Genomic DNA, 14,245 nt, shown 5'->3' with positions numbered 1-14,245 from the left:
CTAGCGCGGCCTACAGCCCGGACGGCACCCGCATCGTCACCGCGTCGCTCGATGGCACGGCGAAGGTCTGGGACGCCGCCAGCGGGGCCGCGCTCGCCACCCTCCAGGGCCATACGAGTGGTGTCACTAGCGCAGCGTTCAACCCGCAGGGCGATCGCATCGTCACCGCATCATACGATGGCACGGCGAAGGTCTTCCTAGCACAGACGGCTGACCTGCTTGCTCTAGCAAGCTGCTCGGTCGGCAGGGACTTGACAACGCAGGAGATCGCGAACAATAGCATCGGCACGCCGTTCGTGGTGGACTTCGCCACGCGCCAATGCCCGCCGGTGTATAGCTGGCAGCGAGCGAGCACGGCGCCACCCGCACCTACAACGCCATCATCTACGCCTGCACCTGCGCCACCGGCCTACCCAGCGCCGTAGCAGGGCAATAGTCCCAGAGATAGCTGCGAAGACCCCTCGCTGCGCTCGGGGTGACAGTGAGCTGCGTTGTCATCCCGAACGCAGTGATGAATCTGCCAGCGCAGCGCGCTGAGACACCAGGAGCACACACGATGACCGACACACCCACCCTTGAGGAGCTGGACCCAGAGCAGGCGGGGCCGCTGCGCGAGCTGCTCGACGGGCTGCGCTCGGGGGCGCTGAGCCGCGAGGAGGCCCTGGCCTATGTCGATGCGCGCCCTGAGCTGAAGGCGCAGATCAGCAGGCTCGCCGGGCGCAGAGTTCGCCACGGCGACTCGCTGGTCATCATCGCCCAGGGGCCGCTGTTCGCCGACGTGCAGATCCACGGCGGAGTGGTCGGCCAGCCGATCTTCCACTTCTCGCTGTCGGTGACGCCCGGCCTCCCCGGCGGCCCGGCGCCGGCGGCCCGCGCCCGCCGTCGCGCCGCCTACGAGCAGCTCTTCCGCATCAGCGGCGCGCTGGCCCGCTACAGCCCGGTCCTCCCCCTCGACGCCAATGTCCTCGCGCAGCTCAGCGCCGAGCTGCGCGACTGGTACTTCGGCCTGCGCGGGCCGGGCGACAATGTCGGCGGGCTATATCTTGAGGAGCGCTGCCGCATCCCCTTCTTCGAGCTCAAGGACGCGATCAAGGAGGCCCTCGCCGGCCGCCCCGACCCGGCCGCGACCGCGCTGCGCCCCGAGGATGCCGCGCGCGTGCTCGCCGCCGGCAAGGCCCTGCGCGACGGGCTGCGCGCCGATATGGGGGCGCTGAGCGGCCGGCCGCCGCGCATCCAGCTCATGGAGCCCGGCTGGATGCCCGCGCACGTCGACCTGGCGATCGTCACCGCCCTGGCCGAGGAGCTGGAGCCGGTGATGGAGCTCGTCGGCGAGGGCGGGCTCTGGCAGGAGTTTGGCCTGCGGAGCTTTCAGCACCGCTACGCCGAGATCGCCTTCGGGCCGCACCGCCTGCACGTGGTCGCCCACGCCCTGCCCGAGATGGGCGGCGACGCGACGGTGAACGCGGTGGCGCGCATGGGCATCCTGCTCCAGCCACGGCTGATGGTGATGACCGGGCTGTGCGGCGGGCTCGGCGCGGCGCAGATCGGCGATGTGGTGGTCGCCGAGGCGGCCGTGCGCCCGCTCCAGGGCGGCAAGGACACCGCCGCCGGCACGCAGCTCAACCTGCTGCCCCACCGGCTGCCGCCCCAGCTGCTCACCCTGCTGCGCGCCCACGCCGACGACCAGGCATGGCTCGACACGCTCCCGCTGGATCATCACCAGCAGCGCACGCCGCAGGTACACATCGGGGTCACCGCCCAATCGGAGACGGTGATCGCCACCGCCGACCCGGCGGCGACGGTCGGCGGGCGCGGGCTGGGCGAGCTGATCCGCAAGCTGCGCGCGGTCGATATGGAGCTGGCCTCGTTCTACGCCGCGCTGAGCTACAACCAGGTCGCCGGCTTCGGCGTCAAGGGCGTCTCGGACCGCGCCGACGCGCAGAAGGGCGATCAGGACCGGGCCTACGCGGCGCGCGCGTCGGTCGCCTGGCTGGCCGCCTTCCTCAGCCGGGCCTGGCCGCAGCTTGGGTAGAAGGCAGGAGGCAGGAGACAGCGCTTATCACTGTCATTCCGACCGAGCGCAGCGAGTGGAGGAATCTGGCGCTGCGGCGCAGTGCAGACCCCTCCACTGCGCTCGCTCCGCTCGCTTCGGTCGGGGTGACAAGGAGAGACGCTGCGCTCATATCGGCTATCGGCTATCGGCTATCGGCTATTGCCTCACCACTGCGCCAGCTCCTCCAGGGCCGCCAGGTCGATCAGGGTCAGGTGCTGGCGGGTGTCGCTGCGCAGCACCTGGCGGCGGGCCAGCTCGCCCACCACCTTGTTGACGCTGGCCCGGGCCAGCCCGGTCATGCGCGCCAGGTCGGACTGGGTGAGGCGGAAGGGCAGCCCTACGCCGCCGGCGCGCGGGACGCCGTGCTCGCCGGCGAAGGTGAGCAGGGTGCGGGCGACGCGGGCCGACGGGTCGCCGGCGCCCATGGCCAGGATCTGGGCGTTGGCCAGGCGCAGGCGCTGGGCCAGGATGGCGTTTAGGTTCAGGGCCAGGGCCGGGATGGCCCGCAGCAGCGCGGTGAAGTCGTCGCGGTGGATGGCCAGCAGCGCCGCCCGCTCGGCGGCGACCACGCTGGCCGAGCGGGCGGCGCTCTGCACGACGCCCAGCTCGCCCACCAGAGCCTGCGGGCCGAGCGCGGCCAGGATCACGCTGGCGCCGTCGGGCAGGTCGATCAGCACGTGCAGCGTCCCCGATGCCACCAGGTAGGCGGCGTCGCCGGGCTGCGCGCGGCTCATCAGCAGGGCGCCGGGCATCACGGCCACCCGGCGCGCGGCCCTGGCCACCAGGGCCAGCTGCTCGATTCCCAGGCCGGCGCAGAGCGGGTAGGCGGCCAGATCGGCGGGGCTGATGGTCATGGCGCACCTCCTCTTGAAATAGCCGATAGCCGATATGGTCAGCCCACAGCTTCTTGGCGAGCGGCTATGCAGCGATCCCGCCGAGCAGATAGATCACCAGGCCGACGAAGACGAGCAGGCCCAGCAGCGCGCCGGCCCCGCCGCCGCGCCGCTCCGGGGCGACCACATAGATCACCTGGGGCTCGGCGGTGCCGCCCCCGCCGCCTGCGGACAGAAGGACGAAGAACCCTACTACGAGGATGATCACGAGCTCCATGTCGGTACCTCCGTATTTGCTTACGTGCTGAAGGCTGATCAATAGCTCCATATCGACACCTCCGCGTTTGCTTACTACTCCCTGTCAGAGCAAACCACGTGGCGATAATGAAGATGTAGGCGCGAGCAGCGGGAGCTTCAGTGCTGGGCATGCCTGGATTTCAGCCCTGGGTAGCCGCCGCGAGCGCGCCTTCTTCATCCGATACGCTGGCCCTATTCAGCCGCTTCATCGGTGAGATCCCGGCGGCCCGGCAGCTCCTTGAGCGCGAGCGTGAGGCGCGAGCGCCGGGGCAACGAGGGGGCGCTGGGATTCCAGCCCGCCGGGCTGAGCGCGGGACATTTGCCCCGCTGGAGGTCCATCGCTCGGAGCGGAGCGAGCGGCCCGGGGGCATGGTTTGATTGTGGCGTGACCGATAGCACCCACAACCAAAGGAGCGCCCCATGATCTGCACACACGTCCGCCAGCTGCTCGACATCCCCGAGGCCGAGGATCTGATCGCGCCGGTGCGCGCAATTATGGACGCCCACCTGGGCGATTGCCCGCGATGCAAGGCCTACTCCACCCGCCAGGAGCAGCAGCGCCTGCTGGCCAGCCTGCTGGCCAGCCCGCTGGCCCCGGCCCGCCCGGCCCGGGCGGCCCGCCGGCTGGCCGCCCGGGTGCGGGCCCACGTGGCCGCCGCCGGCCTGGTGGCCGCCCTGGGGGCCAGCATGCTGAGCGGCCCCGCCCGCGCCGGCGCCGCGCCGGTATCGGGCTACAAAGTGGGCTCCGTCGCGGTCGCCGTCACGCTGCCGGTTGCGGGCTACAAAGCCGGTGTCGGCACGGCCGCCACGCCCGGCGCCGCCACCGACCCGATCGCGCTGGGCACGCTCGCCCCAGCGCCGACGACCTACGTTGTGAAGCCGGGCGACAGCCTGAGCGCTATCGCTCTGGCCTTCTATGGCAACGCCAACGCCTGGCCGACGATCTACGACGCCAACCAGGCCGTGATTGGCCCCAACCCGGGCCTGATCTTCCCCGGCCAGGTGCTGAGCATCCCCCCCGCCATGACCGGCACCGGTACGCCGGGGGGCGGCTCGGGCGGCGGCGCGGTCGCCGGCGGGAGCTACACGGTCAAGCCGGGCGACACCCTGAGCGCGATCGCCCTGGCCGCCTACGGGAACGCCAACGCCTGGCCGACGATCCACAACGCCAACCAGGCCGTGATCGGCCCCAACCCGGGCCTGATCTTCCCCGGCCAGGTGCTGAGCATCCCCCCCGCCATGACCGGCGCCGGTACGCCGGGCGGTGGCGCGGGCGGCGGCGCGGTCGCCGGCGGGAGCTACACGGTCAAGCCCGGCGACACGCTCAGCGCGATCGCCCTGGCCGCCTACGGGAACGCCAACGCCTGGCCGACGATCCACAACGCCAACCAGGCCGTGATCGGCCCCAACCCCAACCTGATCTTCCCCGGCCAGGTGCTGAGCATCCCGGCCTGATCGCCCGGCAAGGCCCCTCGGCTCCGCTGCGCTGCGCTCGGGGTGACAACGCAAGCGTTGTCACCCCGAGCGCAGCGCAGCGAGGAATCTTGCGGCGCGCCACAGTGAAGCCCCCGATCTAGAGCGGAGAATGCTATGATAAAAGCCCGCCAATTTTGTGAAGGAATGATCGTTGTTTGAGGTGGAAGCTGTCATTTGCGAGGATCTGCCGATGACTCAGGCCGCACCGCCAACCCAGCCGCACCAGCAGGTCGATGTTGCGATCATCTGCGCGCTCCACGAGGAGCTCGCGGCAGTGCTGGCCGCATTCGCCGGGCCGGTCGGGTGGTTCGAGTTCGAGATCGAGCACTGGCCACACCGCTGGACGACGCTGAGCACCGAAGGCCGCGATCTCGTCATCGTGGCGGCCACAGCCGGCAAGGCCGGTTCTGATGAGATTCAGGCGGCGATCCAGCGTATCGCACCGCTGCGCCCGCGCCTGACGGTGATGGCTGGTATCTGCGCCGGTCGCCCAGAGAAGGTGCGCCTGGGCGACGTGCTGATCGCCGAGTGGTCATTCGACACTGATGACGGCAAAAGAACAGCCGCGGGCCTGGAGCCCAGCGGCGAGACTGACAAGCCATTTAGCGATGAGCCGCTGGCCTGGGCTGCGGATTTTATCGGCCTTGGCGACGACTGGATCGCCAGCATCCAGGGCAAGCATCCGGCTGATCAGGTCACATTTGTCCTCCATGAGCTGGAGGCGAGCGGCCCCGCCTTCCTTCGCGAAGCCGACCGCGACGCCCTGAAAGCCCAGGGGATATGGCTCGACCTGGTCAAGGATTGGCTGCAGCACCAGGACATGATCACAAGTGACGGTTGGCCGACCAGCGAAGCGAAGCGCTGGGCCGCCACCTGGCAGTCACGGAAGCCGGCGGTGAAGATCGCGCCGGCCGCCCAGTCGCCCAGCGTCCAGGCGGTGCCTGGCTTATGGCCACAGCTGGTCGGGCGGGCGCGCAAGGTGCTCATGCTCGATATGGAGAGCGCCAGTTTCTACTACACGACCCGCCAGAAGCAGCTGCGCGGGCTGGTGGTTAAGAGCGCGGTCGATTACGCCGACGACGGCAAGAATGATGTGTACCACGTCTACGGCGCTGAGGCAGCTGCGCGCTGGCTTGAGGCGTTTGTGCGCCACAACGCTCGCCGCATCCGCTCGCTGCCCCTGCCGCCTGGCCCCGCGCCTCCGCGCCGCGACTTTCTCCCTAGCAGCCCCTTCCCTCCTTACTACATTGAGCGCGCCGACCTGCTCGCCCGCGCCCGCGCGGCCCTGCGCGGCACCGATCGCGCTGTGGCCCTGACTGCGCTGCACGGCATGGGCGGCATCGGCAAGAGCGTGCTCGCCCGCGCGCTCTGTGAGGACGATGATCTCCGTGCGGGATTCCCTGACGGTATCCTCTGGGTTTCGCTCGGCCAGACCCCCGAGTTGCTTCGACACCTACGCGAGTGGGTGAGTACCCTGCACGGTATCATCGCTGAGAACGCACCCACCGTTGAGGGGCTGAGTGCCCAGCTTGGCAACCTGCTGCGCGAGCGGCGCTGTCTGCTGGTGATCGACAATGTCTGGCAACTGGGCCACGCCCAACCCCTTCTGGTAGGTGGCCCCGCCTGCCGTACGCTGATAACAACTCGGGATGCCAAGATCGCCCGGCAGCTCGGCGCGCAGACCTTCAATGTAGAGTTGCTCACAGAGGATGAAGCGATTCACCTGCTGGAGCGCTGGGCCATCGGCGGACTTGATGAGTGTTACCTGGAGCTAAAGCAGCGGATCGTCAAATCGTTGGGCTACCTGCCGCTGGCGGTGGAGATTGCCGGAAGCCAGCTGAGCGACTGGCCCGCCGAACAATGGCTTGCCGCCTTCCAGCAGCGCCGGCTGCGGCTGGAGCGTGAGCGACCGAGCGGCCCTGACGGCGAGTCGGTTGCGCACGACGATGTGTACGTGGCGCTGGCGATGAGCATTGATGCACTTGAGAAACAGGAGCGGGCCTGCTACCTCCAGCTCGCGATCTTTAAGGCGGGTGAGCCGATCTCGCTGTGTGCTGTGGCTCGGCTTTGGCTTGCTCCAGCGAATGGCGACAATTTCGCTGCCGAGCTCCAGCTAAAGAGGCTCGCCGCGCGCGCGCTGCTCAGCTACGACCCGACCATACAGCAGGCAAGCATCCACGACTTGTTGCGCATGCTCATTGGCGAGCGACTGGGTGATGAGGTACCGACAACCCATGCCGCCCTGATCACCGCCTACAACCCCACCGGGTTGCCCTGGCATACGCTGAAAGACGACGGCTACCTCTATGACCACCTGGCCTACCACCTGGCCGGCACCACGCGTTGGGGCGAGCTGCGCGTCCTCTTCGCCGACGACGAGTGGATGCAGGTGCGCGTGCCGCAGAGCGACTGGCGCTACGAAGGTTACCTGTCCGACGTGGAGTATGCATGGGATCGCGCCGAGGCTGTGGCGAATCGGCAGATCGACGCTGACCAGGATCCGATCACATTAGCCGACTGCGTGCGCTACGCCCTCATCCGCAGCAGTGTCAACTCGCTGGCCGCCAACTACGAACCAGCCTTGGTCGCTCAGGCGGTCGCGATCGGGCTGGATGGCTTGGATGGCTGGACACCGCAGCGAGCGCTGAGTATTGCGAAGAAGATCGCCGACCCAATAAAGCAGGCGGCGATGGCGGCGGAGCTATTAGGCCTGGCGAGCAAGGATGCCATATTCGTAGCAACACTCCAGTGTCTGCGCCCTGAGCTACAAGAACTGGCATTGGCCGCCGCCCAGGCTATCACCAACGCATACTTCCGCAGCGAGGCCCTGGTCGCCTTGGCCCCGCAGCTGACCGGCCAGCCGGAGCTGCTGCGCACCGCCCTCGCCGCCGCCCAGGCTATCACCCGCGACGACTATCGCAGCGAGGCCCTGGCCGCCCTGGCCCCGCAGCTGGCCGGCCAGCCGGAGCTGCTGCGCGCCGCCCTCGCCGCCGCCCAGGCCATCACCCGCGAAGGCGATCGCAGCGAGGCCCTGGCCGCCTTGGCCCCGCAGCTGGCCGGCCAGCCGGAGCTGCTGCGCGCCGCCCTCGCCGCCGCCCAGGCCTTCACCGACGCAGGCGATCGCAGCGAGGTTCTGGCCGCCCTGGCCCCGCAGCTGGCCGGCCCTGAGCAGGAGGTCGCCCTGCGCGCCGCCCTTGCCGCCGCCCAGGCCATCACCCGCGAAGACCATCGCAGCGAGGTTCTGGCCGCCCTGGCCCCGCAGCTGGCCGGCCAGCCGGAGCTGCTGCGCGCCGCCCTAGCCGCCGCCCAGGCCTTCACCGACGCAGGCGATCGCAGCGAGGCCCTGGCCGCCCTGGCCCCGCAGCTGGCCAGTCCTGAGCAGGAGGCCGCTCTGGCCGCCGCCCTGGCCGCCGCCCTGGCCATCACCCGCGAAGACCATCGCAGCAAGGTTCTGGCCGCCCTGGCCCCGCAGCTGGCTGGCCAGCCGGAGCTGCTGCGCGCCGCCCTTGCCGCCGCCCAGGCCATCACCCGCGAAGACCATCGCAGCAAGGTTCTGGCCGCCCTGGCCCCGCAGCTGGCCGGCCAGCCGGAGCTGCTGCGCATCGCCCTAGACGCTGCCCAGGCCATCACCCACGACTACTCCCGCAGCACCGCCCTGGCCGCCCTGGCCCCGCGGCTGGCCGGCCAGCCGGAGCTGCTGCGCATCGCCCTCGCCGCCGCCCAGGCCTTCACCTATGAGTGGCTCCGCAGCGAGGCCCTGGCCGCCCTGGCTCCGCAGCTGGCCAGTCCCGAGCAGGAGGCCGCCTTGGCCACCGCCCTAGACGCTGCCCAGGCCATCACCGACGCAGGCGATCGCAGCGATGTCCTGGCCGCCCTGGCCCCGCAGCTGGCCGGTCAGCCGGAGCTGCTGCGCATCGCCCTAGCCGCCGCCCTAGACGCTGCCCAGGCCATCAACAACGAGGGGAGGCGCAGCCACGCCCTGGCCGCCCTGGCCCCGCAGCTGGCTGGCCAGCCGGAGCTGCTGCGCATCGCCCTAGACGCTGCCCAGGCCATCACCCACGACGACTCCCGCAGCCGTGCCCTGAGCACACTATATCCAATAACTGAGCAGACGGCACCCAACATGCAACGAATGATACGAGCACAGATTCGCTCCTACCTCCAGGCATCGCTGCGCCGCGAACCCGACATAGAGCGACATTCTATGCTAGAGCTCCTTGCCGACTCAGCCCTCCTCACCCCGCCCTTCGTCGCCCCGCCCACGCTGGCCGCGATCGCTCGGGCGATCATCGACGTCTGCCAGGAGTGGCGCTGGCTGTAGCAATAGCCGATAGGCCGATAGTCGATAGCCGATAGGGCGCTGCGCAGCACAGTGCAGACCCCGCGCGGCGCTCGGGGTGACAAGGAGTAGCACTGTCATTCCGACCGCAGGGAGGAATCCGCAGCGCAGCACGGCGCAGTGCAGCCCCCTCGCTGCGCTCGGGGTGACAATGTGGGCGGCGCTGAAATCCCAGCGCCACGCACTGGTATCCTTCGACCCGATCCGAGTATGCTAGGGCCCATAGCATACGCTTACCCGTGGAGGCCGCTAATGAGTGTGAATCGCAGCGAGACATTCGGCCGGCTGCTCAAGGCCGGGCTCAACAGCATTGGCACGATCGAGGGCAAGGCCGGGCCAACCGTTGACAGCGAGGTCGGTGCCGAGGTCAGCATGGCCGGCACGACCCTCCAGCGCTACCGCAGCGGGGCCCTCCCCAGCGACGACAAGCTCACCCGCACGCTGGCCCGCGCCTGCGTCACACGTGGGCTCATGGGCAAACGCTGGCTGGAGCAGTTCCTCAAGGCGGCGCGCTTCCCGCACTACGAGGGCCTGGCCCTGACCGCTGAGCTCTTCCCTGAGACGGCCGCGCCGACCCGCGCCGCCATGCCGCGCCCGAACATCCCGCCGCCCACCTACCGCCGCTTCATCATGCGCCGCGCCGCCTACGACGCGGCACTGGCCGGTCTGGGCAGCGCCATCCCGCTCACCATCGTCGTCAGCATGGGCGGCATGGGCAAGAGCAGCCTGGCCCAGGCGGTCGCCCGCGACTGCACCGAGGGCCGGGCCCCGATCGCCTTCACCACTCCCGTCTGGGTCAGCGACCGCGACCGCCCCGGCAGCACCAGCCTCTCGACCGCGCTCGACGAGATCGCCCGCGTGCTCGGCTACCCCGGCGTCAGCGCGCTGAACTCCAGCGAGAAGCGCCGGGCGATCGAGGATCTGCTGCGCAGTCAGCCGGCGCTGGTCGTGCTTGACAATGCCGAGACGGTGGCCGACAGCGCGCTGCTGGAGTGGCTGGCTGCACTGCCCACCCCAAGCAAGGCGCTGGTGACGAGCCGGGCCATGCCGCCGGTCGGCATGCCACACTGCCTGGTCGAGCTCAAGCCGATGGAGGATAGCGAGGCCCGCGCCCTGATCAGCGAGGAGCTCTCCCAGGCTATGCCGGGCCAGCGGCCTGGCGACGCCGCCCAGCTCACCGCGCTGATCGCGGCCACCGGCGGCAACCCCCAGGCGATCAAGCTAGCCCTCGGCCTGGTCCGTCTGCAAAGCCTGCCCGACGTGCTGGAGGGGCTGCGCGCCGGGCGCGATCAGCCGCTGTTCGACGACATGTTCACGCGGTCCTGGGGCCTGCTCGACGGCGCCGCCCAGCTGGTGGTCATGGCGATCACGCTCTTTCCGACCAGTGTCGACGCCACGGCCCTGGGCTATGTCGCCGACCTGCCCGACGCGACGGCCCGGCGCGGCCTGGGCCGGCTGGCCGAACTCTCGCTCCTGGAGATCGAGCAGGGCAGCTGGGATGCCACGCGGCGCTACGCCCTCCACCCGCTGGTGCGCGCCTTCGTGAGCGCGCAGCTCACTGCGCACCCAGCCCAGGAGCAGAGCCTGCGCGGGCGCTGGATCGCATGGTGCGCCGCGCTGGCCGGGCAGGTCGGCTTCTGCTGGCAGGACCTCGACCGGCTCGACCTGCTCGACGCCGACCACCTGAGCATCCAGGCCGGCCTGGAGTGGGCGGCGGCTCACGGCGAGGACGCGGCCACCGTCGCCCTTGCCGAGGGCGTGCGCTACTATTACAATGTGCGCGGGCTGTGGGACGAGCGGCGGATGGCGAACTACGGCCTGCGCGCCGGGGCCGCCCGCCGTCTGGGCGACCGCTCGGAGCTGGTGCTGGCCCTGGCCCAGCAGGCCGAGGTGCTCAGCAAGAAGAGCACCCTGGCCGATGCGGCCAGCCTGCTGGCCGAGGCCGAGGCGGCCGCCGCGGGCGCCGACCTGAGCAGCGACGCGGCCTTCGAGCTGGGCCACGCCCGCGGGCTGCTGGCCCACGCCCGCGGCGACCTGGCGGCGGCCGAGGCCCACTGGCGCGGCATGCTGCCCTTCGCGGCCACGCTGGATGCCCAGAAGCACGTGATCAACCGGCGCTGGCTGGCCACCTGTCTGCTGGAGCAGGGCCGCGTGGACGAGGCCGCGCCGCTGTACCGCGAGTCGCTCGATGACGCCCGTGCGGCCAACGACACCCGCTCGGTGACGGGGAACAGCCTGAAGCTGGCCACCATCGACCTCGAACGCGGCGACCTGGCGGCGGCCGAGGCGGCGCTCGCCGAGTGCCACACCGCCGCGAGCCGCCACAACGACCAGCGCCGCCTGGCCGAGTGGGCCCTGCTCAGCGGACGCCTGCGCCTGACCCAGGGCGACCACGATGCTGCCACGCCGCTCCTGGAGCAGGCCGTCGACCTCTTCACTCGCATGGGCATGCGCCGTGACGCCGACGCGGCCCAGCAGGCCCTGGCCTGACCAGCGGCGCCGCGCGCCACCAAGACCTAAGGCACGGGCGCAGCATACTGCGCCCGATCGCTCTTTGTAGACTGAGGGATCCATGGACCAACCCCAACGACCGGCCGTCGGCGTCTCGGTGATCATCCGCAACGGCGACAAGATATTGCTGGGCTGGCGAGTGGCCAGCCACGGGGCGAACAGCTGGCAGCTGCCCGGCGGCCACCTGGAGTACGGCGAAACCCCCGAGGGCTGCGGCGCCCGCGAGGTGCGGGAGGAGACCGGGCTGACCGTCGTCAATCTGCGCCGCGGCCCCTACACCAACGACATCTTCGCCGACGAAGGCAAGCACTACATCACCCTCTTCGTTGAGGCCGACTACGCCGGCGGCGAACCACTGCCGCTGGAGCCGACCAAGTGCGCGCGCTGGGAGTGGTTCCGGTGGGACGACCTGCCCGAGCCGCAGTTCCTACCCCTGGCGAATCTGATGCGGCTCGGGTATATCCCGCCTGAGAGTACCGACCGAAACTACTGACACCTGCAAGCTATATACATCTTCATATAGGAAAATGTTTTATCTTGCAGCTAATCATTTTTCGGTGAAAGTCCGGTAATGCGCGCTATGTTCGGCTAGCAAGGAGGGAGGTAGTGGTGACACCTACTTCTCTCCTTGCTATACCTTGATCTTGCATCAGGAAATCACACGGTATGAGGAATAGGCTCTCATTTGCACGTCAAGTGACGCTCCGTGGTCGCGGCCACAACAGCACAACTAAGGCATGTTAGTTGTGCTGTTCTGTGAACGGTGCTTTCTGGTTGCCGATTGCCGATAACAAAAACACCATAGCTCTGGTACCAGTTGATACCCACGCGGCGATTCCTTGGCGTACGATTTTCCCGGAGTACTATGGTGCCCCCAGCTCGGGGGCGCGGCGGGGCCGCGGGTCGGTCGGGCGGGCGGGGCCGGAGGGATGGAGATCCGCACGCTCGTCCAGTTCGGCGTGGGACATAGGGTGATCTCTGTTCCATAGGCGATCTCCCCACCCCTACTGCCTGCGCCAGAGTACACCTCAGCGATCATGCGCTCGAACTGGGCGGCGACGGTGACTGGTTCGGGGCCGCAAAGTTGACACCCTCAGGCGCGGCGGCTATCATAGCGCACACCCGTTCGATAAAACGAAAGGAGTGCGACGATGGTGCCATTATCTGATGATGCGTTGCTCGGCCTGGCGCACGAGTATCTGGATCTTGTCGCGGCGACCGATTCGGCCCACGGCGACCCCGACGACCGGCCGCACGCGGCATCCTATCGGGCGGTGATCCACGATCAGATCCTGCAAGCGCTCGGCCTCACGCGCGCCGACCCCTTCAACCCGATCGCGTGGGCGAAGGCGGTCGTGGCGAGCGCGGCACGGCGGGATGCGCGTATTGAGGATTTCTACGCCAGTGTCCCCTTTGAGTTCAATCAGCCGCTGGAGCGGTATCGCCTTCACCACGGCATGCGCCTGGCGGCCTTCGCCGCATTTCTCGGTATCACCGAAGATGAGTACCTGCGCCTCGTCGCCGGCGATCGCCACCTCCCACCTGCGGTCACCCGCCGAATCGCCGACGAGCTCGGCACGCTGCCCTGGCTGATCAACGAGATCGCGCCACGACCGAGCCCCGAGGAACGCGATCAGCTGGATGCTGCAATCCGTGAGGCTGAGGCGCATGGCTACTACCACGTCGATCTCATTACGGGTGAGATGAGCGGCCCGATCCGGCGCGCCCCTGGGCCAGCGCAACTCCCACACGATCCCGCCCCGCTCGACCATATGCTGCTCGCCGACGCGCTGGCAAAGCTGCATAGGGTGCATCCTTCCCGTGAGGATCAGGACTATCCTCGGGTGCGTGGATACCTGGAGCAACGGATCCGTACCGCGCTTGGGCTTCCGGCAGATGCGCCCTTTGACCTGGAAGCCTGGGCCGATAGGTGCTTCTATCCACGCTTGGAGCAAGCACCGGAGGTGCGCGATGCGAATCGTTGCAATAAGTGACACCCACGGGCTGCACCGGCAGATCCGCGTGCCGCCGGGCGATATCCTCATCCATGCGGGCGACCTGACGCGCCACGGGGATCGGGATGCGCTCGCGGATGTGAACGCATGGCTCGCGGAACTGCCCCACCGGCAGAAGCTCGTGATTGCCGGCAACCACGATTGGTGTTTGTACGACGAGCCGGAAGCGGCACGGGCGCTGCTCATCAGCGCCACCTACCTCTGTGACGAACGGGTAGCGATCCAGGGTGTGCAGATCTACGGCTCACCCTGGACGCCTAGCATGGGCTGGGCCTTCTCTCGGAGCCCAATGGCGTTACAGTACCACTGGGCCGAGCTGCCCGACGGCATTGATGTGCTGATCACCCACGGCCCTCCCCTCGGCGCGCTCGATCAGGACGCCAAGAGCCAGCATTGCGGCGACGCGGCGCTCGCCGCAGCCGTGCGGGAGCTACGGCCGCGACTCCATATCTAGGGGTGATCGTACTTTTTCCGGGAAAAGTTCCGGTAGGGTTAAAAAGCGTTAAAGAGACGTTTCGCGCATCCTGATGCCTTCTATGGCGAATACTCCCTATCGCAATTCTTTTTCGTCTCGTCGGTCGGCGCTGCTTCGTCGGAGAATCATGGACGCAGAATCGGCGTCTTTTGCGCCCTGCACACCTGCTACCGCGTATCCTCGTCCTCATGATCGTCGGCGGTCGCTCCCCGGAGCGGCCGGCGCTGACGCAGATCCCACGATGGT

At 68.8% G+C, this 14,245-nt stretch carries 10 protein-coding genes; 8 read left to right on the top strand and 2 right to left on the bottom strand.

The genetic code is table 11. From position 1 onward, the window contains the following. A partial coding sequence (locus K2Z83_RS22940; RefSeq protein WP_370650267.1) for a WD40 repeat domain-containing protein occupies nt 1-425 on the top strand: 425 nt, incomplete at its 5' end. A gap of 131 nt (nt 426-556) precedes the next feature. Beyond that, the gene (locus K2Z83_RS22935; RefSeq protein WP_220597503.1) at nt 557-2,032 is read left to right on the top strand and encodes a hypothetical protein; all 1,476 of its coding nucleotides are present in this window, start codon (nt 557-559) and stop codon (nt 2,030-2,032) included. Between the two features lie 185 nt (nt 2,033-2,217). On the opposite strand, the gene K2Z83_RS22930 is transcribed toward K2Z83_RS22935, so the two are convergent. Both K2Z83_RS22930 and K2Z83_RS22925 read right to left on the bottom strand, forming a co-directional pair. Further along, nucleotides 2,218-2,907 (bottom strand): Crp/Fnr family transcriptional regulator, encoded by a 690-nt coding sequence (locus K2Z83_RS22930; RefSeq protein WP_220597502.1) that lies wholly within the window; start codon nt 2,905-2,907, stop codon nt 2,218-2,220. 64 nt (nt 2,908-2,971) lie between these two features. Continuing rightward, nucleotides 2,972-3,163 (bottom strand): hypothetical protein, encoded by a 192-nt coding sequence (locus K2Z83_RS22925; protein WP_220597501.1) that lies wholly within the window; start codon nt 3,161-3,163, stop codon nt 2,972-2,974. Nucleotides 3,164-3,603: 440 nt separating this feature from the next. Here K2Z83_RS22925 and K2Z83_RS22920 point away from each other — a divergent pair, with 440 nt between their 5' ends. From K2Z83_RS22920 to K2Z83_RS22895, 6 genes are all read left to right on the top strand, one after another. After that, complete coding sequence (locus tag K2Z83_RS22920) at nt 3,604-4,638, top strand: LysM peptidoglycan-binding domain-containing protein (protein WP_220597500.1); 1,035 nt, start codon at nt 3,604-3,606, stop codon at nt 4,636-4,638. Between the two features lie 211 nt (nt 4,639-4,849). Next, nucleotides 4,850-8,980: an NB-ARC domain-containing protein gene (locus K2Z83_RS22915; protein ID WP_220597499.1), complete on the top strand. Its 4,131-nt coding sequence runs from the start codon at nt 4,850-4,852 to the stop codon at nt 8,978-8,980. 270 nt (nt 8,981-9,250) lie between these two features. After that, complete coding sequence (locus K2Z83_RS22910) at nt 9,251-11,488, top strand: NB-ARC domain-containing protein (protein WP_220597498.1); 2,238 nt, start codon at nt 9,251-9,253, stop codon at nt 11,486-11,488. A gap of 82 nt (nt 11,489-11,570) precedes the next feature. Beyond that, entirely contained in the window at nt 11,571-12,002 is a 432-nt protein-coding gene (locus tag K2Z83_RS22905; protein ID WP_220597497.1) for an NUDIX hydrolase, read from the top strand. Between the two features lie 658 nt (nt 12,003-12,660). Further along, nucleotides 12,661-13,503: a helix-turn-helix transcriptional regulator gene (locus tag K2Z83_RS22900; RefSeq protein ID WP_220597496.1), complete on the top strand. Its 843-nt coding sequence runs from the start codon at nt 12,661-12,663 to the stop codon at nt 13,501-13,503. Further along, nucleotides 13,481-13,978: a metallophosphatase domain-containing protein gene (locus tag K2Z83_RS22895; RefSeq protein ID WP_220597495.1), complete on the top strand. Its 498-nt coding sequence runs from the start codon at nt 13,481-13,483 to the stop codon at nt 13,976-13,978. The genes K2Z83_RS22900 and K2Z83_RS22895 overlap by 23 nt, the downstream gene beginning before the upstream one ends. The last annotated feature ends 267 nt before the right edge of the window (nt 13,979-14,245 follow it).

Origin of the sequence: Oscillochloris sp. ZM17-4 (genome assembly GCF_019599295.1) — a bacterium.
GTDB lineage: Bacteria > Chloroflexota > Chloroflexia > Chloroflexales > Chloroflexaceae > Oscillochloris.
The sequence above is the reverse complement of the archived record's forward strand: the minus strand, read 5'-3'. Positions and strand labels throughout refer to the sequence as shown.

What these genes read in the sequence shown, in the direction of transcription:
- K2Z83_RS22935 (WP_220597503.1), top strand. Translation starts at nt 557, where the DNA reads ATGACCGACACACCCACCCTTGAGGAGCTGGACCCAGAGCAGGCGGGG.
- K2Z83_RS22930 (WP_220597502.1), bottom strand. Translation starts at nt 2,907, where the DNA reads ATGACCATCAGCCCCGCCGATCTGGCCGCCTACCCGCTCTGCGCCGGC.
- K2Z83_RS22925 (WP_220597501.1), bottom strand. Translation starts at nt 3,163, where the DNA reads ATGGAGCTCGTGATCATCCTCGTAGTAGGGTTCTTCGTCCTTCTGTCC.
- K2Z83_RS22920 (WP_220597500.1), top strand. Translation starts at nt 3,604, where the DNA reads ATGATCTGCACACACGTCCGCCAGCTGCTCGACATCCCCGAGGCCGAG.
- K2Z83_RS22915 (WP_220597499.1), top strand. Translation starts at nt 4,850, where the DNA reads ATGACTCAGGCCGCACCGCCAACCCAGCCGCACCAGCAGGTCGATGTT.
- K2Z83_RS22910 (WP_220597498.1), top strand. Translation starts at nt 9,251, where the DNA reads ATGAGTGTGAATCGCAGCGAGACATTCGGCCGGCTGCTCAAGGCCGGG.
- K2Z83_RS22905 (WP_220597497.1), top strand. Translation starts at nt 11,571, where the DNA reads ATGGACCAACCCCAACGACCGGCCGTCGGCGTCTCGGTGATCATCCGC.
- K2Z83_RS22900 (WP_220597496.1), top strand. Translation starts at nt 12,661, where the DNA reads ATGGTGCCATTATCTGATGATGCGTTGCTCGGCCTGGCGCACGAGTAT.
- K2Z83_RS22895 (WP_220597495.1), top strand. Translation starts at nt 13,481, where the DNA reads ATGCGAATCGTTGCAATAAGTGACACCCACGGGCTGCACCGGCAGATC.